Origin of the sequence: Pseudonocardia acidicola (assembly GCF_012911935.1) — a bacterium.
In the GTDB taxonomy this organism is placed as follows: domain Bacteria; phylum Actinomycetota; class Actinomycetes; order Mycobacteriales; family Pseudonocardiaceae; genus Pseudonocardia; species Pseudonocardia acidicola.
On sequence record NZ_JAAXLA010000058.1, the window covers coordinates 1 to 20,513 of the forward strand.

Here is a 20,513-nt window from a genome sequence, read left to right on the forward strand (position 1 = left end):
GCTGTGTATACGCGACAGCTTGCGCTCGGCCATGGCCGTCACCGCCCGTTCGTCTCAGGAAGGCCCATGTGTGCGCCGTGGAGCGCGATCTCCCGCGCGGCGTCGACGTAGCTCATCGCCCCGCGCGAGCCGGGGTCGTAGGCCAGGACGGTCTGGCTGTAGCCGGGGGCTTCGGAGACCTTCACGCTGCGCGGGATCACGGTCCGCAGCACGGTGCCGCCGAAGTGCTGGCGCACCTCCGAGGTGACCTGGTCGGCCAGCTTCGTCCTGCCGTCGTACATCGTCAGCAGGATCGTCGAGACGTGCAGCCGGGTGTTGAGGTGGGAGCGGACCAGGTCGATGTTGCTGAGCAGCTGGCCGAGTCCCTCGAGCGCGTAGTACTCGCACTGGATCGGGATCAGCACCTCGGCGGCCGCCACCAGCGCGTTGACGGTGAGCAGACCGAGCGAGGGCGGGCAGTCGATGAGGACGTAGTCGACGTCGAGCTGGTCGAGCACGTGGTCGGCCAGCGCCTGCTTCAGCCGGGCCTCCCGGGCCACCATGCTGACGAGCTCGATCTCGGCGCCGGCGAGGTCGATGGTCGCCGGAACGCACAACAGGTTCGGCGAGGCCGTGCTCTGCGCGGCCGCCTCCAGCAGGCTGATCTCACCCAGCAGCGCCTCGTACACCGACGGGGTCCCGGCGCGGTGCTCCACCCCGAGGGCGGTGCTGGCGTTGCCCTGTGGGTCGAGGTCGATCACCAGGACACGGATCCCGTGCATGGCCAGGGCGGCGGCCACGTTGACCGTGCTGGTGGTCTTGCCGACACCGCCCTTCTGGTTGGCGACGGTGATGACCCGCCGATGGGTCGGGCGCGGCATGGAGTACCGGTCCGGGTGCAGCACGCGGGCTGCCCGCTCGGCCTCCTCGGCGATCGGCGTCCACCCGAGATGCATGCTGGAGTCCGATGTTTCACGTGGAACATCACCGATGGGACCGACCTGATGCGACACGTCGTGCGAGCGCGTCACGATCGCTGCTCCCTTCTCCGCCGGGGCCGCTCGGCGGAACCACCACGCCGATCGGCGACCCGTTCCACGAGCACGACCGTGCTCGGCGGATCGACGATTCCGGCGCCGCAGTGCACCACCCGCGGCTCCCCGCCACCTGACTTCCGGACAGCCCCGGCGTCGCGGGCGACCTCGTCGGCCGCCGACGCGCCCTTGACGGCCAACAGCGTCCCACCTGTCCGCAACAGCGGAAGAGCCCACCCGGCGAGTCGAGCGAGAGGGGCGACGGCACGTGCGGTCACCACGTCAGCCCCCTCCCATCGGCGTCGCACCGCGGACTCCTCCGCCCGTCCCCGCTCCACGAGGACCGGGATCTGCAGATCATCGATCACTTCGCCGAGCCAGTCGACCCGCCTCTGCAGCGGTTCGATCAGAACGATCTGGAGATCGGGACGAGCCAGCGCCAACGGTATCCCGGGAAGCCCCGCTCCCGAACCCACGTCCACGACACGGGCGCCGTGCGGGATCAACTCAGCGGCGACCGCGCAGTTCAGCACATGCCGGTCCCAGACCCGCGCCGTTTCGCGTGGTCCGATGAGGCCACGCTCCACCCCTGAGGTCGCGAGGTGCTCGGCATATCGGCCGGCCAGGGGCAACCTGTCGCCGAAGACGTCGGCAGCCACGGCCGGCGGATGTTTCACGTGAAACATGTCGTCGGCGGTGAGCCCGTCCGGGTCGGACGGGCTCACCGCCGGGGGCTGCTCACCCACTGCGGAAGACGACGACCTGCCGCCGCGGCTCCTCGCCCTCACTCTCGCTGGACACGCCCTCGACGCCGGCGACGGCGTCGTGCACGACCTTGCGTTCGAACGGTGTCATCGGCCGCAGCCGGACCGACTCACCGGTTTCGAGAACGTCCGAGGCGGTGCGGCGGCCCAGCTCGGTCAGCTCGTCGCGCCGGCTCTGCCGCCACCCGGCGATGTCGAGCATCAACCGGCTGCGGTTGCCCGACACCTGCTGCACCGCCAGTCGGGTCAGCTCCTGCACCGCCTCGAGGACGTTGCCCCGGTCGCCGACGAGCTTGATGAGATCGTCGCCGCCGTCGATGCTGACCACGGCACGGCCGGCCTCGACGTCGAGGTCGATGTCCCCGTCGTAGTCGAGGACGTCCAGTAGCCGTTCCAGGTAGTCGCCGGCGATGTCGCCCTCACGGATCAGCTGCTCCTCAGCAGACCTCGCCGCTGTTGGGGCCTCTACGGTCTCAGCGGGCCCATCCTCCGCAGTCTTGGGCACGTGTGTCTCCTCTCCGAGATGTTCCGGCGGAGTGCGGCACACCTCCGCACCCCCGCCGTGAGCGGCCGAACCATCAGCCCGGCCGCTCCCAGGCGCTGGTCAGCGGCGCTTTCGGCCGCGCCGGGCGGCCGGCGGCCGGGAACCGCCGCCGGTCGATCGGCCGTTGCGCGACGCGGCGGAGCCGTTCGTGCCACCGGACTTGCCGGTCGGCTTCGCCCCGTTGGGCGTCGTGCCGTTCGGCTTCGAGGTCACCGGCTTCGCACCCGGCTTCTTGGCCGGGCGGGCATCGGGGGCCTCCTCGGTGGCCGGCGTCGAGTCGTCGGCTGTGGCGTCGACCGCGGGCTCGGGGGCGTCGCCGCCCCGGTTCGGCTTCTGTCCCGGACGCGGGGCGCGGGCCTGGCGGACCGCAGCCTCCTCCTCGCGCTTCGCGGTCTCCTCGGCGTCGATGCGCTTGTACACGAAGTACTGCTGGCCCAGCGTCCACAGGTTGTTGGACACCCAGTAGAGAAGGACCGCCAGCGGCAGGAACGGGGCCCCGACCACGACACCGATCGGGAAGACGTAGAGCATCAGCTTGTTCATGATGGCGGCCTGCGGGTTCGCCGCCTGCGCCTCGGTCTGCCGGGCCACCGAGTGCCGTGCCGTGATGTGGGTGAAGATCCCCGCCGCGATCATCAGCGGGATCATCACGATCAGCATGTTCGGGATCGAGGTGCCGATCGCCCGCAGCGCCGCGTCGCCCTGGGTCACCCAGGCGCCGAGCTTGGCGCCGAACAGGCTGGCCTGGTTGAACGACTCGACCTCGGGGGCCCCGAAGAAGTAGTTCTCGGTCTTGCCAGGCCGGAACTCACGAAGCACGTGGAACAGGCCGATGAACACCGGGACCTGGACCAGAACCGGCAGGCAGCCGCCCAGCGGGTTGACGCCCTGCTGGCTCTGCAGCTTCTGCATCTCGGCAGCCATCTTCTGCCGGTCGCTGCCGTACTTCTTCTTGAGCTTCTGGATCTCCGGGGCGAACTCCTGCATCTTCCGCATGGAGCGCACCTGGCTCACGAACGGCTTGTACAGCAGCGCGCGCAGGGTGAAGACGAGGAACACCACGGACAGCGCCCAGGCGATGCCGCTCGCCTCGCCGAACACGAACCCGAAGGCCTTGTGCCAGAACCACATGATGGCCGAGACCGGGTAGTAGATGAAGTTCAGCACGGGGCTTGCTCCTTGTGGTCCTCGGCCGAGCAGGTTCCACGATCCCGGCGCGGCGGCACCGGATCGATACCGCCAGGGTGCCATGGCCCGCAGCGGAGAAGCCGACAAATCGTCAGCCATGAGCCGCGCAGTACGCCGTGCACCTGCAGCGCTTCCACCGCGTACGCACTACAGCTGGGGTAGAAGCGGCAGGTCGGCGGGAGTGCGGGAGAGATCCACCGCTGGTAGCCGCGGAGGAGACCGATCAGCGCCCGGCCGACCATTGACGGTCGGCGGGGCTCGGGAGCACTCATCGTGGTGTCCCGGGTGTCACGAGCCGGCGCAGCACGGTGCGCAACGCGGCATCGAGGTCTTCACCCAGTTGGGCCGAGTCGGCCGTGGCGGCAGGCGGCAACGCCCGGACCACGAGGCGTGATCCGGGCGGCAGCTCGGCGAGCCGGGGCAGGACGAGATGACGAAGTCGGCGTGTGACCCGGTGCCGGACCACGGCGTTGCCCACGGCCTTGCTCACGACGAATCCAGCGCGCGGTGCGTCGGAGCCCTCGACGTGAAGGTGCACGACGAGTCGCGGCCGGCCACTGCGCCGACCCCGGCGGATCGTCGAGGCGAACTCGTCCCGACGGGTCAGCCGGGCGCCGGCCGGCAACACTCCGACGCCGGCCGGATCAGGCGGAGAGCTTCTCGCGCCCCTTGCGGCGGCGCGCGGCGAGGATGGCGCGCCCGGCCCGGGTGCGCATCCGCAGCCGGAAGCCGTGCGTGCGCGCCCGACGGCGGTTGTTCGGCTGAAAAGTGCGCTTGCCCTTGCTCACGGTCGGCTCTCCCGGTCGACGGCGGCGGTACGGGGCCCGGGCCGTCGGTAGCTCTGCTGAAAGGTCTGACGGGTGGTATTGCGGTGGTACTCGTACTGCGTCGCACCGACTCGACGGCACGCAGAACGTGCCGGTCGGCAGACGCGGCTACGTTCAGGGTACGCAGCCGCGTCACAGGGGGTCAAACCGGCCCGACACGCCATCAGCCGCCCGGCTCTTGCGCCCGGGGCCGCCTTGTGGCAGACGCCGGGGATTGTTAGCGTTTCCGTCCTCATCCTTCGATCTGGCGGGATCGAGCCACACTCGGACACGCCGCTCCACCGCATCGCGATGGGCCCGCACGACGCCCGTCGCGCACCCCTGCGTACCGTTCTTACGCACATGTGTGGATAAGTCTGGGGATCGAGGACATCCCTGGGCCGTCCCGGGCGGGCCGGACAGGACCCGTCGGGAGCCCGATCGAGACACGGAGAGGGGGAGCAGACCGGTGGTCGACCAGCCAGGTGATCTGGGCCGGGTCTGGAACCGGGTCATCGCCGACCTCTCCGGCTCCTCCGCGGACTCCGGCGCGTCGAGCCTGTCCGCCCAGCAGCGCGCGTTCCTCCGGCTGACCCGGCCGCTCGGGTTGCTCGACGGCACCGCCCTGCTGGCCGCACCGAGCGAGTTCGCCAAGGACGCGATCGAGCGGATCCTGCGCCGGCCCATCAGCGATGCCCTCGGCCGCCACCTCGGCGTGGCGGTGAACCTCGCGGTCGTCGTCGACGCCTCGGCGGCGTCCGGTGGCACCGAGGTCCCCGATCCGCCGGACCGGGCCCCGCACGCACGCCCGGCACCACCGGACGTCGACGCCTATTCCCGCACCGCGCCACCCGATCTCGGATCCAGCGACGGTGGCCTGCTCGACCCGATGCTCCCCGGGACCGCCGAGGCCGTCCCCGGCCCCGAGGCCGCTCCCGACGTCGCGGCGAACGGCGCAGGGCAGGACCCGGCCCGTCCGGGCGGCGACGTGTGGCCGACGTACTCCGCACCACAGGCGGGCGACCAGATCACCCCGCGCTCGCAGACCCGGTTGAACGAGAAGTACACCTTCGACACCTTCGTCATCGGTGCCTCCAACCGGTTCAGCCACGCCGCCGCGGTCGCGGTGGCCGAGGCGCCGGCCCGCGCGTACAACCCGCTGTTCATCTGGGGCGACTCCGGGCTGGGCAAGACCCACCTGCTGCACGCGGTCGGGCACTACGCCCAGCGGCTGTTCCCCGGGATGCGGGTGCGGTACGTGTCGACCGAGGAGTTCACGAACGACTTCATCAACTCGCTGCGCGACGACCGCAAGGTGGCGTTCCAGCGCCGCTACCGCGACGTCGACGTGCTACTGGTGGACGACATCCAGTTCCTGGAGGGCAAGGAAGGCACCCAGGAGGAGTTCTTCCACACCTTCAACACTCTGCACAACGCGAACAAGCAGATCGTCGTGTCCTCGGACCGGCCGCCCAAGCGGCTGGAGACCCTGGAGGACCGGATGCGCACGCGGTTCGAGTGGGGCCTGATCACCGACATCCAGCCGCCCGAGCTCGAGACGCGCATCGCGATCCTGAGGAAGAAGGCCGCCCAGGACCGGCTCGCGGTTCCGGGTGACGTCCTGGAGTTCATCGCCGAGCGCATCGAGCGCAATATCCGCGAGCTCGAGGGCGCGCTGATCCGGGTGACGGCGTTCGCGTCGCTGAACCGGCAGCCGGTCGACACCCAGCTCGCCGAGATCGTGCTGCGCGACCTCATCCCGGACTCGGCGGCCTCGGAGATCACCGCGCCGACGATCATGGCGGTGACGGCCGACTTCTTCGGCGTGACGATGGACGAGCTGTGCGGGCCGGGGAAGACGAAGGCGCTCGCCCAGGCCCGTCAGATCGCCATGTATCTGTGCCGCGAGCTGACGGACCTGTCCCTGCCGCGCATCGGGCAGACCTTCGGCGGCCGCGACCACACGACGGTCATGCACGCGGACAAGAAGATCCGCAACGAGATCTCGCTACGCCGCAAGACGTTCGAGCAGGTTCAGGAGCTCACGGCGCGGATCAAGCAGCGCGCCCGGCACTGATCCCCGGGACTCCGCTGCTGTGAAGCGGGGCATCTCACCAGGAGCGCCCGACCGGACGCCTGCTCCCGGCGGTCACCGGGGGCCGTTCGGTGCCCGCTGCGCGGCCCGGGGACCGCGTGCATCTCCCGGGGGGCCTGCGGGAGGACGTGTCCGGTCTCCGTGAGGGACGTGAGGTCGGCCGGCGCGGCTGCGCGTCCCGCGGCCGGAGCCGGCCGGCTGGGGGCCCGGGCGACGGAGGCCGTCGAGTGCCGCCTGGCACGCACCCCCGTCACGCACAGCGACTACGAACGCCCCGGCGACGGCCGCGCCACCCCGCCGTTCCACGCACACAGCCACCTTCCGGTGGATTCCGGACCCACCGCGTGTCGCTGACCCGCCGACCGTTCGTCTTGCGCTAGAGGGCGTTCACCGCTCGGCACGATCGCGGACGGCTCGGCTGCGTAACCGCCGCGGTCACGCAGCGTTCAGATCCGTGTGCCGTGAGGGCACTCTGTGAGTTCCGCACCGCCCTTCGATCCCGCCACGAGCCGGGATTCCGGTCGCGGTGCGTCCACGCATGACCACGCTTCACCCACATCTGGGGACAACTCTGTGGATTGCCGGCTCCGAAGCGGTGGACTGCTCCACCCGGAACCGTGGACAACTCGCCTCCGGGCCGGGGACAGACCGGGGACAGCGGGGGACGGAACGGCTCCATCCACGGGTCCACCGATCCGCCCACCGGCCGTCCCCGGAGCGTATCCACAGGACGCCACACCGTCTGACCTGCGCCGACACCAACCATCCACACTACGCACAGGTCCTAGTACTACTGCTGGATATCTCTTCCAGTTGAACTTCAACAGAAACAACCCCGTGGATGGCCGAGTCACGCGTCGCCCGTCCGTGGCGTGGTTCCCTCGGGACGGGGTACCCCGACAGGCCGACGTGACACCCGGGCTTCGAAGGCTCTACGGTGAACCGACCGACCTGGTCCGCGCCGGGTGTCCGCCCGCTCCGCGTACCCGCATGAACCACCTCTGTATCCCCGCCATTCGGTCGCAACCAGTGACCGCCGGTGAAAGGTCCCTCTCGTCATGAAGTTCCGGGTCGAACGCGACGTACTGGCCGATGCGGCCGCGTGGGTGGCCCGCAGCCTGCCCGCACGACCGCCGGTCCCGGTTCTGGGCGGTGTGCTGATCCAGGCCGGCAGCGAACCCGATGGCGAGGGGTTGACCGTCTCCGGTTTCGACTACGAGACCTCGGCCCGCGTCGCGCTGGATGCGACCATCGGTGATCCGGGCCAGGTCCTGGTCTCCGGCCGGCTGCTCGCCGACATCACCCGCGCGCTACCGGCCAAGCCGGTCGACCTCGTCGTCGACGGGGCCCGGGCGACGATCAACTGTGGGAACAGCCGGTTCAGCCTGCCGACGATGCCGGTCGAGGACTATCCGCAGCTCCCGGCGATGCCTCAGCGGGCGGGTTCGGTCGCGGCCGATCAGCTGGCTGCGGCGGTGGCCCAGGTGGCGGTGGCCGCCGGCCGCGACGACACGCTGCCGATGCTGACCGGTGTCCGGGTGGAGATCGAGGGCTCGCGGCTGACGCTGGCCGCGACCGACCGGTTCCGGCTGGCGGTGCGCGAGCTGGAGTGGGAGCCCGAGGACCCCGGCCTGTCCACCGCCGTGCTGATCCCGGCCCGCACGCTCGCCGAGGTCGCCAAGACCCTCGCCGGCGCGGGCACCGTGGAGCTCGCGCTGTCGGCCGGCGACGGCATGCTGGGGATGACCGGCGCCGGCCGGCGGGCCACGACCCGGCTGCTCGACGCCGAGTTCCCCCGGTTCCGTCAGCTGATCCCGGCCGAGCACACCACCGCGGCCGAGCTCGAGGTCGCCGCGCTGGTCGAAGCGATCAAGCGCGTGTCGCTGGTCGCGGACCGGGTCGCGCAGATCCGGATGGAGTTCGGCGAGGAGGGGCTGCGGCTGGCCGCCGGCGGCGACGACGTGGGCAGCGCCGAGGAGCAGCTGCCCTGCATCCTCGACGGCGCCCCGCTGACCATCGCGTTCAACCCGGGCTATCTGCTCGACTCGCTGGGCGCGCTGCACACCGAGCGCGCCCAGCTCACCTTCACCACGCCGAACCGGCCGGCCCTGGTCCGTCCGGTGCTGCCGCCGCCTGCCGAGGACTCCGACGGCGGGGAACCGGATTCGGCTCCGCCGCCGGCGGGGTACCTGCACCTGCTCATGCCGGTGCGCCTGCCCGGCTGAGTCACGCAGCACGACAGACGTGCTGCGACGAAACCTGCATCACCTGCGTCCTCTCAAGGAGCGAGCCGTGCAACTCGGACTGATCGGCCTGGGCCGGATGGGTGGCAACATGCGGGATCGGCTGCGTGCAGCCGGTCACGACGTCGTCGGCTACGACCCCCGGCCCGAGGTCACCGACGTCGAGTCGCTGGAAGCGCTGGCCGGCGCGCTGACCGCGCCGCGCGTCGTCTGGGTGATGGTGCCCTCCGGGGAGCCGACGCGCAGCACGATCCGGGCGCTCGCGGAGGTGCTCGACCCCGGTGACCTGGTGATCGACGGGGGCAACTCGCGCTACACCGACGACCGGCCGAACGCCGAGCTGCTGGGCGAGCACGGGATCGGTTTCCTCGACGTCGGGGTGTCCGGCGGGATCTGGGGCAAGGAGAACGGCTACGGCCTGATGGTCGGTGGCTCGGCCGAGAACGTCGAGCGGGCGATGCCGATCTTCGACGCGCTCCGCCCGGAGGGGCCGCGCGAGGAGGGCTTCGCGCACGCCGGCCCGGTCGGCGCGGGGCACTACTCGAAGATGGTGCACAACGGCGTCGAGTACGGGTTGATGCAGGCCTACGCCGAGGGCTTCGAACTGCTCTCGGCCTCCGACCTGGTGACCAACGTGCCCTCGGTCCTGCAGGCCTGGTCGCGGGGCACCGTGGTGCGCTCCTGGCTACTCGACCTGCTGGTACTCGCGCTCAAGGACGACCCGACGCTGGCCCGCCTCGACGACTACGTCGACGACTCCGGCGAGGGCCGCTGGACGCTCGAGGAGGCGATCACGCACGCGGTGCCGCTGCCGGTGATCGCGGCCGCGCTGTTCGCCCGGTTCGCCTCCCGGCAGGACTCCTCGCCGGCGATGCGGGCGGTCGCGGCGCTGCGCCAGCAGTTCGGCGGGCATGCCGTGAAGCAGGCCGCCGGCCCGTCGGGCACCCCGGGCGAGATCGCCGGGCCGAGTTCGGGCACCGGCTCTACCCAGGGCTGACCGGGACGTGCACCTACGTCGCCTGGCCGTTGCGGACTTCCGCTCCTGGGAGCGTGCCGAGCTCGATCTGGAACCCGGCGTCACCGTGCTGGTCGGGTCGAACGGGGTCGGCAAGACCAACCTGGTCGAGGCGATCGGCTACCTGGCCACGTTGGGGTCGCACCGGGTGGCCACGGACGCGCCGCTGATCCGCCGCGGCGCGGACCGCGCGATCGTGCGCGGGCTGGTGGTGAACCAGGGCCGCGAGCTGGGCGTCGAGCTGGAGATCACGCCGGGGAAGGCGAACCGGGCGCGGGTCAACCGCGCCCCGGTGGCGCGGCCGCGGGACGTGCTGGGCATCCTGCGCAGCGTGCTGTTCGCCCCGGAGGATCTGGCCCTGGTCCGTGGCGATCCCGGTGAGCGCCGCCGCTTCCTCGACGATCTGCTCGTCGCCCGTTTCCCGCGGTTCGCCGCCGTGCGTACGGACTACGAGCGGGTGCTGCGGCAGCGCTCGGCGCTGCTCAAGACCGCCCGGGCTGGCGGGGACCTGCGTACCCTCGACGTGTGGGATGGTCACCTCGCCCGGCACGGCGCCCAGCTGCTGGCCGGTCGCCTCGACCTGGTCGTCGGGCTGGCGCCGTTGGCCGAGGCGGCGTTCGCCGAGGTCGCGCCCACATCGGACCCGGTCACGCTGGCGTATCGGTCCAGTGCGGATGCCCCTGGCGGTGAGCTGCCCCAGGCGGCGGGTGAGCTGGAGACGCTGCTGCTCGAGCAGTTGTCCCGGGTGCGCCGCCAGGAGGTGGAGCGCGGGGTGTGTCTCGTCGGGCCCCACCGCGACGACCTGGAACTGCGCCTCGGCGACGGTCCGGCGAAGGGCTACGCGAGCCACGGCGAGTCGTGGGCGCTGGCCCTGGCGCTGCGGCTCGCGTCCTACCGATTGCTGCAGGCAGACGACGTGGAGCCGGTGCTGATCCTCGACGATGTGTTCGCCGAGCTCGACGCCCGGCGGCGGCGCGCGCTGGCCGCGGTGGCGGCGCGCGCTGAGCAGGTCATCATCACCGCGGCGGTCTCGGAGGACGTGCCGGCCGAATTGGACGGGGTCCGGTTTGCGGTGGGCGGCGGCGTCGTCACCCGCATGGCGACCGAGCCGCCCGGTGAGGCGGAGTCGAACGCCTCCTGACGAGGGGCGGAACAGCCGGGGGTGAGGATGCGCAAGATCCACCCTTCCTGGGGACAAGGTTGTGGATACTGTGGATAACTCGCGCGCGACTGGTGATGGACGGGGAGATCGACCGTCCGACGACGCAGGAGTACCGCCGAACGTGCGTGAGCCGGACCACTCTGTCCCCATCCCTGGGGACAGCGAGGGCCCGACCGCTCGTCGCGGTGCCGACCTTGCGCGGGAGGCGTTGCGGGCGGCCCGCGAGGCGTCCGCGCAGCGCGCCGCCGAGCGCAGTGGGGTGCGCAAGCGCCCGGGTGGCACGCGGGGCCGGCGGCGGCGCTGGTCCGGCCCCGGCCCCGACGACCGGGATCCGCAGCCGTTCGGCCGCTTGATCTCCCGGGTGGCCATGGACCGCGGCTGGTCGCCGCGGCTGACCGACGCCACTGTGCTGGGCCGCTGGCCGCAACTGGTCGGTGCCGACATCGCCGACCACTGCACCCCGGTGTCGCTGCGCGACGGGGAGCTGACCCTGCAGGCGGAGTCGACGGCGTGGGCCACCCAGCTGCGCACGCTGCAGCGCCAGCTGCTGGCCCGGCTGGCCGCCGCGGTCGGCCCGGACGTGGTGCGCCGGATCCGCGTGGTGGGGCCGACGGGGCCGACGTGGCGGCACGGACCGCGGCACGTACGCGGCCGCGGGCCGCGCGACACCTACGGCTGACGACGGCTCGCGCTGCCCCGCCCGCCGGGAGCTGACCAGCGACGAAGCCTGCTCGGCCGTCCAGGAATCGTCAGGCCCGTCGCGTCGTTGAACTAAGGGTGAACGCCTGCCACGGATTTCCCGACGGGCAGGCGGCGCACTCAGAGCGACGTGACGCCGCGGCAGCCCATTCGCGCACCCCCTTCGGCCGTCGTGACCCGTCCGGGTCACCGTTCGGCGGTCTGTGACGATCCTGGGGGTGTCCTAGCCGTCGTTCTGTCGGTGCGGACCAGTAGAATCAATAGGGTGTTCCGAGCGACCCCCGAGCCGCTCGGTCGAACGGCCGGCACCTCCCACGCGCGCCGCGTGGGCGGGGCGGCTCTCGTGGCGAGGAGACAAGCAGCCCGTGGTTGCGGATAAGAAGAACGCCTACAGCGCGTCGTCGATCACTGTGCTCGAAGGCCTGGAGGCGGTCCGCAAACGCCCCGGCATGTACATCGGGTCCACCGGCGAGCGCGGCCTGCACCACCTGATCTGGGAGGTTGTGGACAACGCCGTCGACGAGGCGATGGCGGGGTACGCCAGCAAGGTCGAGGTGACGCTGCAGGACGACGGCGGCGTCCGCGTCGTCGACGACGGCCGCGGCATCCCGGTCGACATGCACCCGGTGGAGAAGCGGCCGGCGGTCGAGGTCGTGCTGACCGTGCTGCACGCGGGCGGCAAGTTCGACGGGAAGTCCTACGCGGTCTCCGGCGGTCTGCACGGCGTCGGCGTGTCGGTGGTCAACGCGCTGTCCAGCGCGCTCGACGTCGAGATCCACCTTGACAAGAAGGTCTGGCGGCAGCACTACGACCACTCGCGCCCCGGCCAGCTGCGCAAGGGTGAGGACACCACGCGGACCGGCACCGCGATCACGTTCTGGGCCGACCCGGACATCTTCGAGACCACGACCTACAACATCGAGACGATCCAGCGCCGGCTGCAGGAGATGGCGTTCCTGAACAAGGGGCTGACCATCGTGCTGCGCGACGAGCGCAACGGCGACAACGGCGAGGCTGCCGAGCCGGACGCCGAGGGGTACGTGGCGAAGGTCAAGGAGTTCACCTTCCACTACCCAGGCGGGCTCGAGGACTTCGTCGCGCACCTCAACCGCAGCAAGGACCCGATCCACAAGAAGCTCGTGTCCTTCTCCGGCGCGGCCGACAACCACCAGGTCGAGGTCGCGATGCAGTGGAACTCCGGCTACACCGAGTCGGTCTACACGTTCGCGAACACGATCAACACCCACGAGGGCGGAACCCACGAGGAGGGCTTCCGTGCGGCGCTGACCACCACGGTCAACCGGTACGCGCGGGAGAAGAAGCTGCTCAAGGAGAAGGATCCGGCGCTGTCCGGTGACGACATCCGCGAGGGGCTCGCGGCGATCGTGTCCGTCAAGGTCAAGGAGCCGCAGTTCGAGGGCCAGACCAAGACGAAGCTGGGCAACACCGAGGTGAAGTCGTTCGTCCAGCGGGTGAGCAACGAGTGGCTGGCCGACTGGTTCGAGCGCAACCCCACCGAGGCCAAGACCATCGTCAACAAGGCGGTGCAGTCGGCGCAGGCCCGGATCGCGGCGCGCAAGGCGCGTGAGCTGGTGCGGCGCAAGAGCGCCGGCGACATCGGTGGCCTGCCCGGCAAGCTGGCCGACTGCCGCTCGACCGACCCGAGCAAGTCCGAGGTCTATATCGTCGAGGGTGACTCGGCGGGTGGTTCGGCGAAGTCCGGCCGGGACTCGATGTTCCAGGCGATCCTGCCGATCCGCGGCAAGATCATCAACGTCGAGAAGGCCCGGATCGACCGGGTGCTCAAGAACACCGAGGTCCAGGCGATCATCACCGCGCTGGGCACCGGCATCCACGACGAGTTCGACCTGGCGAAGCTGCGCTACCACAAGATCGTGCTGATGGCCGACGCCGATGTGGACGGCCAGCACATTCGCACCCTGCTGCTGACCCTGTTGTTCCGCTTCATGCGGCCCCTGGTGGAGCACGGCCACGTGTTCCTCGCCCAGCCGCCGCTGTACAAGATCAAGTGGGGCGGCCGGGGCGCGGAGCCGGAGTTCGCCTACACCGATCGCGAGCGCGACGGCCTGATCGAGGCCGGCCGGGCCGCCGGCAAGAAGCTGCCCAAGGAAGAGGGTGTGCAGCGCTACAAGGGCCTCGGCGAGATGAACGCCAAGGAGCTGTGGGAGACCACGATGGACCCGGCCCACCGGGTGCTGCTGCAGGTCACACTCGACGACGCGGCGACCGCCGACGAGCTGTTCTCGGTCCTGATGGGCGAGGACGTCGAGTCCCGCCGTTCGTTCATCACCCGCAACGCAAAGGACGTCCGGTTCCTGGATGTGTGAGCGTCACCCGCTCCGTTCCTCGTAGCCGCACACCAACCAGAAGAAGGACCACGTGACCGACACGTTGCTGCCCCCTCCGCCGTCGGAGGGAGACCGGATCGAACCGGTCGACATCCAACAGGAGATGCAGCGCTCCTACATCGACTACGCGATGAGCGTCATCGTGGGCCGGGCGTTGCCACTCGTCGAGGATGGACTCAAGCCGGTACACCGGCGGGTCCTGTACTCGATGGGCGAGAACGGCTTCCGCCCCGACCGGGCGTACGTCAAGTGCGCGCGCGTCGTCGGCGAGGTGATGGGTAACTACCACCCGCACGGCGACAGCTCGATCTACGATGCGCTGGTGCGCCTGGCGCAGCCGTGGTCGATGCGCTACCCGCTGATCGACGGCCAGGGCAACTTCGGCTCCCGGGGCAACGACCCTGCGGCCGCCATGCGCTACACCGAGTGCCGTCTGTCGCCGCTGGCGATCGCGATGCTGCAGGACATCGACGAGGACACCGTCGACTTCCTCGACAACTACGACGGCAAGACCCAGGAGCCTGTGGTCCTGCCGTCGCGGGTGCCCAACCTGCTGATCAACGGCAGCGCCGGCATCGCGGTCGGGATGGCCACGAACATCCCGCCGCACAATCTGCGTGAGGTCGGCGACGGCGTCGTCTGGGCGCTGGAGAACCCCGAGGCGTCCGATGAGGAACTGCTCGCCGCGCTGATGGAACGGGTCAAGGGCCCGGACTTCCCGACCGCCGGCCTGATCGTCGGCCGGGACGGCATCGAGTCCGCCTACCGGACCGGCCGCGGCTCGGTCCGCATGCGCGCGGTCGTGGAGGCCGAGGAGGACGCCAAGGGGCGCACCATCCTCGTCGTCACCGAGCTGCCGTACCAGGTGAACCCGGACAACCTGATCGAGTCGATCGCCGGGATGATCCGCGACGGCAAGCTCGCGGGCATCTCCGAGATCAACGACGAGTCGTCGGACCGCGTCGGCATGCGCATCGTGTTCACGCTCAAGCGCGACGCGGTGGCCAAGGTCGTGCTGAACAACCTGTACAAGCACACCCAGCTGCAGTACAGCTTCGGCGTCAACATGCTGGCGATCGTCGACGGCGTGCCGCGCACGCTGCGCCTCGACCAGGTGGTGCGCAACTACGTCCGCCACCAGATCGAGGTCATCGTCCGGCGCACCCGCTACCGGCTGCGCAAGGCCGAGGAGCGGGCCCACATCCTGCGCGGTCTGGTCAAGGCACTCGACGCGCTCGACGAGGTCATCGCGCTCATCCGGGCGTCGGAGACCGTCGACGTCGCACGGCAGGGCCTGATTCAGCTCCTCGACGTGGACGAGGTGCAGGCCCAGGCGATCCTGGACATGCAGCTGCGGCGCCTTGCCGCCCTGGAGCGCCAGAAGATCATCGATGAGCTGGCCGAGATCGAGCGCGAGATCGCCGACCTCGAGGACATCCTGGCGCGGCCCGAGCGGCAGCGGCAGATCGTCCGCGACGAGCTCATGGAGATCGTCGAGAAGCACGGCGACGAGCGGCGCACGCGTCTGATCGCCGACGACGGCGACGTCACCAACGAGGACCTCATCGCCGTCGAGGACGTGGTCGTCACGATCACGCAGACCGGCTACGCCAAGCGCACCAAGACCGACCTGTACCGGGCGCAGAAGCGCGGCGGCAAGGGCGTGCAGGGCGCGACGCTGAAGCAGGACGACATCGTCGCCCACTTCTTCGTCTGCTCCACGCACGACTGGATCCTGTTCTTCACGAACAAGGGCCGGGTGTACCGGTTGAAGGCCTACGAGCTGCCGGAGGCCAACCGAAGCGCCCGCGGCCAGCACCTGGCGAACCTGCTCGCGCTGCAGCCCGACGAGCACATCGCCCAGGTCATGCAGATCAAGGACTACGAGGCGGCGCCGTATCTGGTGCTCGCCACCCGCACCGGGCTGGTGAAGAAGTCCAAGCTCACCGACTTCGACTCCAACCGCAGCGGCGGGCTGATCGGCATCAACCTGCGCGAGGACGACGAACTGGTCGGCGCCGTGCTGGCCGGGCCGGAGGACGACCTGCTGCTGGTTTCGGCCGAGGGCCAGTCGATCCGGTTCACCGCGTCCGACGAGGCGCTGCGCCCGATGGGCCGCGCGACGTCCGGCGTGCTGGGCATGCGGTTCAACGACGGTGACCGGTTGCTGTCGATCGGCGTGGTCCAGCCCGACATGTTCGTGCTGGTCGCCACGGCCGGCGGGTACGCGAAGCGCACCCCGATCGAGGACTACCCGGTGCAGGGCCGCGGTGGAAAGGGTGTTCTGACACTCCAGTACGACCGTCGGCGTGGCACCCTGGTCGGCGCGCTCATCGTCGGGATCGACGACGAGCTGTATGCGATCACCTCGACAGGAGGGGTGATCCGGACATCGGCCCGCGAAGTGCGCAAGGCCGGCCGGCAGACGAAGGGTGTTCGGCTGATGAACCTCGGCGAAGGCGCCACTCTGCTGGCGGTCGCGCGCAACGCCGAGGACGATGCGGACGACCCCATCTGATCGGCTGCCCTGAGCTGATCACCGCGCCGAGCACCGAGGAGACCTCGAGCCTGTGAGCGAGAACAAGAGCAGCCCGCAGGGGCCGGACGCCCGGAGTGGGCCGGTCGCCACTGGTGACCAGCCCGCCCCGGCCGCTCCGGGGAACGGCCGCGCCGCCGCCAAGGGCAGCGCGGCCGGCGGATCGGCGGCCGCGCCGAAGCCGAACCCCGGCGAGGGCAACGGTGCGAGTGCCACCGCCTCGGCGCCGGGCAACGACGAGAAGGCCGACGCGGAGAAGCCCGAACCGGGCGCGCCGACCTCGGGTGGGGACGCGGCGGCGGCCAACGGGGTGTCCAAGCCGTCCGCGGTCACGAGCCGGACCGGCGAGGCATCCCCGCCTGCTGCCGACGCGACCGGCCCGGGTGCGGCGCCGGCTCCCGAGGCGGCGCCGGCCGCGCCGCGCCCGGGCGGCACACCGTCCTCCGAAGCCGCGGCTGCGGCCGAGGCCGCTCCGGCTGCGTCGGCCCAGGTCCCCACGCCGGGGCCGGCGGCGACACCGCCGCCCCCGTGGCGCCGGGTGCCCGGCGACGACGCGCCGCCGCCGGGACCGGCGGCGGAACCCGCCGGCCCGCCGCGGGTGGCGGGTGGCCTCCTCGACGCCCCGACGGCCTACATCGAGCGGCCGGCGGGGGAGCAGGGGCCGCAGGCCCGGGGCCCGGTTCCCGGCGGCGAGCCGGAGGCCACACGCGGCGGTGAGCGTGGCTGGTCGGCCGTGCGGGCGGTGCGGAACCGGCCCCCGCGCCAGGCCGCCCTGCAGCTCAAGCGGCTCGACCCGTGGTCGGTGCTCAAGCTCGCGCTGGTGCTCGCGGTCGTGCTGTTCTTCATCTGGCTGGTCGCGGTGGGCGTGCTCTACGGCGTCCTCGACGGCATGGGCGTGTGGGACCGGCTCAACGGCACCTATAACGATCTGGTGTCGGGTGAGACCCAATCGGGTGGGGCCCTGATCAGCGCCGGCCGGGTCTTCGGCCTGGCCGCCGTGGTGGGCGCCATCAACAGCCTGCTGTTCGCCGTCGCGGTGACGGTCGCGGCGTTCGTCTACAACGTCTCGGCCGATCTTGTCGGCGGCATCGAGGTCACGCTCTCGGAGCGCGACTGACCTGCGGTTTCCTCCTTTCGCACCGGCTCCGGGGCGTTGTACCGGAGCCGGTGCGAGGAGCGGTTGAGGCGTGGGGTAACGTCTGCTCCGCAGCAAGGGCCCATAGCTCAGTTGGTTAGAGCGCGTCGCTGATAACGACGAGGTCGCTGGTTCAAATCCAGCTGGGCCCACTCCCATCGCCGGGACAGGCAAGGACGTGATCGCGATGAAGAAGCTGCTTGCTCTCGCCGCTGCCGCCGGAGCAGCCTTCCTGGTGTTCTCCAAGGTTCGGTCCTCCCGCTCGGAGACCGACCTCTGGCACGAGGCCACCACTCGCTGAGCGAGCCGGTCACCCCGATGAGCGGGTAACGTCGCCAGCTCAGCACGGGGACGTAGCTCAATTGGCAGAGCACTGCCTTTGCAAGGCAGGGGTTAGGGGTTCGATTCCCCTCGTCTCCACAACAGCCTGACCAGCCAGAACATGGCGCTCAGGCCTGCCGCTCGCGAGGCCGACGAGCTGTTCGTGCCCCTCCGCCTCGGGATCGTGCCCATCGTGCCCCTTCGTGGGCGCTCTGCCACGGTGCTTCGTGATCTGCTCGCTCAGCCCGTCGGCGATCTTCCGGTCCCGGTCGCGGGTGGCGTGCTGGTAGATCAGCGCGGCCCGCATGCTCGCCTGCCCCATCCGCGCCATCAGCTCCTTCGTCGTCGCGCCGGTGAGGGCCGCCAGCTGGTTGCCTGTGTGGCGAAGGTCGTGGACGTGAACGTCCCGATCGGCGAGCTTGACCTCGTCGAGCGCGAGAGTCCGTTGCCAGAGCCGGCGGAAGTTGCGTGCGCATCGACCACGGCATGGCCGAGCGGGAGCAGCCGTACTACACCTGATCGGTCAGGCCGACCTCTTCGATCCAGCGCTCCGCGCGTCACCGCGCCCAGCCGCTCGGCCATGCCGCGGTCGAGGGCCTGGATGACGTGGTGGTCAGGGCCGTAGCGGGCGCGGACGTCGTCCATCCGCTCGTGGAAGGTCATGCACTGCCCGTCCGGGCCGATCGTCATGTCCGAGTACCAGAGCAGGTCCCGCGTCAGTGTCCCTCATCCGAGAACGCGGCGAGCTGGTCCGCGACACCGAACAGCTCCGACCGGGCGAGTGCCGACGAGTGGAACGCGACCAAGCCGACCAGCCGCTCCGGCACATCAGTGCCCTGGAGGAACCGGGCACCGCCGAGCGGATGGAACCCGGTCTTCGCCAGTCGTTCAACGCCCCCGCGAGACGATCCCGGGCGACATCCTCCGCCCACTCCACGAGCTGCACCGGACGACGAGGAAGCCAGCTCCAGACCGCGGGTCGCACTGCCGGAATGACCTCTTATGGATCAAGGCGCCGCCTTGCGGCGGCGCGGGGCCGGCTACCCAGCCACGCCACCACCAACAGGACGCGCCCGATCCCCGGAACGAACACGAGCAGCGCGACGATTGCGGACGACGATCCAGCCGTCGTGATCGACGGGCCGCCTGATGGTGAACCGCCAGCGAGCACGTGTCGACCTGAGCATGTACGGCCTGTCCTCGGTGCGGTCCCGCCGGGACGGTCCGCGGATTGCTCCGCCGACGCCGATGAGTTCGTGACTTGCTCCGAGTCGTCACCGGCATGAGCGATACGGATGCGGGCCTGGGCAAGGTCGTTGTGAACAGGGCGATGTCGCTGGACGGCTTCATCGCCGGCCCCGACGACACGATGGACTGGGTCATCGAGTACTTCAAAGACGACCCGTTTCCCGAGGTCATGTCGGCCACCGGCGCCATGCTTGCCGGCCGGGCCACCTATGAGGTCGGCAAGCGGATGTCCGACAAGGACACCGACTACGACGGGGGACCGGTGTTCGTCCTGACGCACCAGCCGCCGGACGAGCCGGAGCAAGGGGTCACATTCCTCACCTGCGACCTCGCGGAGGCCGTCGCCACGGCGCGCGCCGCCGCGGGCGGGAAGAACCTGGAGATCCTCGGTGCCGACATGGCCAGTCAGTGCCTGCAGCGAGGGCTCGTCGACGAGGTGCTGGTGTATGTCCTGCCGGTGCTGCTCGGCGACGGCGTGCGCTTCTCGACCTCGGGCCTCGGCAGGATCGACCTGGAACCGTTCAGCAACAGGCAGTCAGGTCCCGTGACGATGCTCCGCTTCCGCGTGCGGAAGTAGGCGCGGGGGGTCCAGCAATCAAGGGTGTGTGGTGGGCCTCGGTGGGCTTGAACTCCGACCTCTTGCTCAACGACCCGCACGCCTCGAACACCCGGGGCGCTGCCCCGGACCCCGGCACCGCTCGGAGATCGGGGGAGGGCCACCAGGACCCCGCGTGCGAGGGTCAAGAACGACCCATGCGGACTCTGCACGGACGCAGACGAGTGGTACGCGGCTTCACCGCAGGTCAGAGGCGGTATGTCAGCGCACTGTAAATCCACTCCCTCTCACCGCGACGGTCCACGCTGAGCCGTTGACACCCACTCGCACGACGAGTTCGAGCAACGGCATGAGCGAGGGGATGGCCCGTGCCCGCGGCGTGCCCCATCCGTGCCCGTACCCGCCGGTCGCCAGCGGGGACTCACCGGTACTCACCGCCGCGCCCAGGTCAGCGCATCGTCAGGTCAGGCGCCGCAAGCGCCCGAAGCTTTGCAAGGCAGGGCTTAGGGTTTCGATTCCCCTCGTCTCCACCACCAACGACCAGCGGAAGCGTTGGGTCGGATCGGGCGGCGAGCCCGTTCGTGACACGAGTCATGACACGATCGTCCACACTCCCCGCGTCATGACCCGATCCAAGGGCCCGCGGAAGCGCAGCAGGGCAGCATCGCCGAGCTCCCGAGCGGAGCTCTGCGCGTGCGCGTCTACACCGGCATGGACCCGATCACCAGGCGCCGTCACAACCTGGTCGAGACGGTCTCGGCCGGCCCGACGGCATAGGACGAGGCCGAGCGCGTCCGGCCGTTCATCGGGCAGATGAAG

17 protein-coding genes and 2 tRNA genes are annotated in these 20,513 nt (G+C 70.5%); 12 read left to right on the forward strand and 7 right to left on the reverse strand.

Features of this window, described 5'->3' with window-relative positions; translation table 11 throughout:
* Positions 1–38: 38 nt before the first annotated feature.
* From HF526_RS24780 to rpmH, 7 genes are all read right to left on the reverse strand, one after another.
* Positions 39–935, reverse strand: coding sequence for a ParA family protein (locus HF526_RS24780; RefSeq protein ID WP_169383976.1), 897 nt, complete (start codon positions 933–935; stop codon positions 39–41).
* Between the two features lie 71 nt (positions 936–1,006).
* Positions 1,007–1,699 (reverse strand): 16S rRNA (guanine(527)-N(7))-methyltransferase RsmG, encoded by a 693-nt coding sequence (rsmG, locus tag HF526_RS24785; protein WP_169384006.1) that lies wholly within the window; start codon positions 1,697–1,699, stop codon positions 1,007–1,009.
* A 52-nt stretch (positions 1,700–1,751) separates the two neighbouring features.
* Positions 1,752–2,282 (reverse strand): R3H domain-containing nucleic acid-binding protein, encoded by a 531-nt coding sequence (locus tag HF526_RS24790; RefSeq protein ID WP_169383977.1) that lies wholly within the window; start codon positions 2,280–2,282, stop codon positions 1,752–1,754.
* A 99-nt stretch (positions 2,283–2,381) separates the two neighbouring features.
* On the reverse strand, positions 2,382–3,488 hold the full coding sequence (yidC, locus tag HF526_RS24795) for a membrane protein insertase YidC (protein WP_169383978.1): 1,107 nt from the start codon (positions 3,486–3,488) through the stop codon (positions 2,382–2,384).
* Entirely contained in the window at positions 3,482–3,781 is a 300-nt protein-coding gene (gene yidD / locus HF526_RS24800) for a membrane protein insertion efficiency factor YidD (RefSeq protein WP_169383979.1), read from the reverse strand. The genes yidC and yidD overlap by 7 nt, the downstream gene beginning before the upstream one ends.
* Positions 3,778–4,137 (reverse strand): ribonuclease P protein component, encoded by a 360-nt coding sequence (gene rnpA / locus HF526_RS24805; protein WP_169383980.1) that lies wholly within the window; start codon positions 4,135–4,137, stop codon positions 3,778–3,780. Before rnpA ends, yidD begins: the two co-directional genes overlap by 4 nt.
* Positions 4,138–4,153: 16 nt before the next feature.
* Entirely contained in the window at positions 4,154–4,297 is a 144-nt protein-coding gene (gene rpmH / locus HF526_RS24810) for a 50S ribosomal protein L34 (RefSeq protein ID WP_027941633.1), read from the reverse strand.
* 487 nt (positions 4,298–4,784) lie between these two features.
* Between rpmH and dnaA the strand changes: the two genes are divergently transcribed.
* The 12 genes from dnaA to HF526_RS24865 all read left to right on the forward strand — a co-directional run bounded on the left by dnaA (position 4,785) and on the right by HF526_RS24865 (position 19,715).
* A complete protein-coding gene (gene dnaA, locus HF526_RS24815) occupies positions 4,785–6,392 on the forward strand; it encodes a chromosomal replication initiator protein DnaA (protein ID WP_169383981.1) in 1,608 nt (535 codons plus the stop codon).
* Positions 6,393–7,468: 1,076 nt separating this feature from the next.
* Positions 7,469–8,635: a DNA polymerase III subunit beta gene (dnaN, locus tag HF526_RS24820; protein WP_169383982.1), complete on the forward strand. Its 1,167-nt coding sequence runs from the start codon at positions 7,469–7,471 to the stop codon at positions 8,633–8,635.
* A 67-nt stretch (positions 8,636–8,702) separates the two neighbouring features.
* Positions 8,703–9,650: a phosphogluconate dehydrogenase (NAD(+)-dependent, decarboxylating) gene (gene gnd, locus HF526_RS24825; RefSeq protein ID WP_169383983.1), complete on the forward strand. Its 948-nt coding sequence runs from the start codon at positions 8,703–8,705 to the stop codon at positions 9,648–9,650.
* 7 nt (positions 9,651–9,657) lie between these two features.
* The gene (gene recF, locus HF526_RS24830) at positions 9,658–10,809 is read left to right on the forward strand and encodes a DNA replication/repair protein RecF (RefSeq protein WP_169383984.1); all 1,152 of its coding nucleotides are present in this window, start codon (positions 9,658–9,660) and stop codon (positions 10,807–10,809) included.
* A gap of 142 nt (positions 10,810–10,951) precedes the next feature.
* Positions 10,952–11,509: a DciA family protein gene (locus HF526_RS24835; protein WP_338051719.1), complete on the forward strand. Its 558-nt coding sequence runs from the start codon at positions 10,952–10,954 to the stop codon at positions 11,507–11,509.
* A gap of 385 nt (positions 11,510–11,894) precedes the next feature.
* Complete coding sequence (gene gyrB / locus HF526_RS24840; protein WP_169383985.1) at positions 11,895–13,877, forward strand: DNA topoisomerase (ATP-hydrolyzing) subunit B; 1,983 nt, start codon at positions 11,895–11,897, stop codon at positions 13,875–13,877.
* A gap of 52 nt (positions 13,878–13,929) precedes the next feature.
* Positions 13,930–16,416, forward strand: coding sequence for a DNA gyrase subunit A (gene gyrA, locus HF526_RS24845; RefSeq protein ID WP_169383986.1), 2,487 nt, complete (start codon positions 13,930–13,932; stop codon positions 16,414–16,416).
* A gap of 52 nt (positions 16,417–16,468) precedes the next feature.
* Positions 16,469–17,551 (forward strand): DUF3566 domain-containing protein, encoded by a 1,083-nt coding sequence (locus HF526_RS37085; protein ID WP_420821653.1) that lies wholly within the window; start codon positions 16,469–16,471, stop codon positions 17,549–17,551.
* A 96-nt stretch (positions 17,552–17,647) separates the two neighbouring features.
* Positions 17,648–17,721 (forward strand) — tRNA-Ile (locus HF526_RS24855).
* A gap of 35 nt (positions 17,722–17,756) precedes the next feature.
* Positions 17,757–17,870 carry a DLW-39 family protein gene (locus HF526_RS34750; protein WP_211177763.1) on the forward strand — a complete coding sequence of 38 codons (114 nt, stop codon included), beginning with the start codon at positions 17,757–17,759 and terminating at the stop codon, positions 17,868–17,870.
* 46 nt (positions 17,871–17,916) lie between these two features.
* Positions 17,917–17,989, forward strand: a tRNA-Ala gene (locus HF526_RS24860).
* Positions 17,990–19,151: 1,162 nt separating this feature from the next.
* Positions 19,152–19,715 (forward strand): dihydrofolate reductase family protein, encoded by a 564-nt coding sequence (locus HF526_RS24865; protein ID WP_239029120.1) that lies wholly within the window; start codon positions 19,152–19,154, stop codon positions 19,713–19,715.
* Positions 19,716–20,513 lie beyond the last annotated feature (798 nt).

Excerpts from the sequence above, each read along its gene's own strand:
- HF526_RS24780 (WP_169383976.1), bottom strand. The coding sequence starts at position 935 with ATGCATCTCGGGTGGACGCCGATCGCCGAGGAGGCCGAGCGGGCAGCC.
- rsmG (WP_169384006.1), bottom strand. The coding sequence starts at position 1,699 with ATGTTTCACGTGAAACATCCGCCGGCCGTGGCTGCCGACGTCTTCGGC.
- HF526_RS34750 (WP_211177763.1), top strand. The coding sequence starts at position 17,757 with ATGAAGAAGCTGCTTGCTCTCGCCGCTGCCGCCGGAGCAGCCTTCCTG.
- dnaN (WP_169383982.1), top strand. The coding sequence starts at position 7,469 with ATGAAGTTCCGGGTCGAACGCGACGTACTGGCCGATGCGGCCGCGTGG.
- yidD (WP_169383979.1), bottom strand. The coding sequence starts at position 3,781 with ATGAGTGCTCCCGAGCCCCGCCGACCGTCAATGGTCGGCCGGGCGCTG.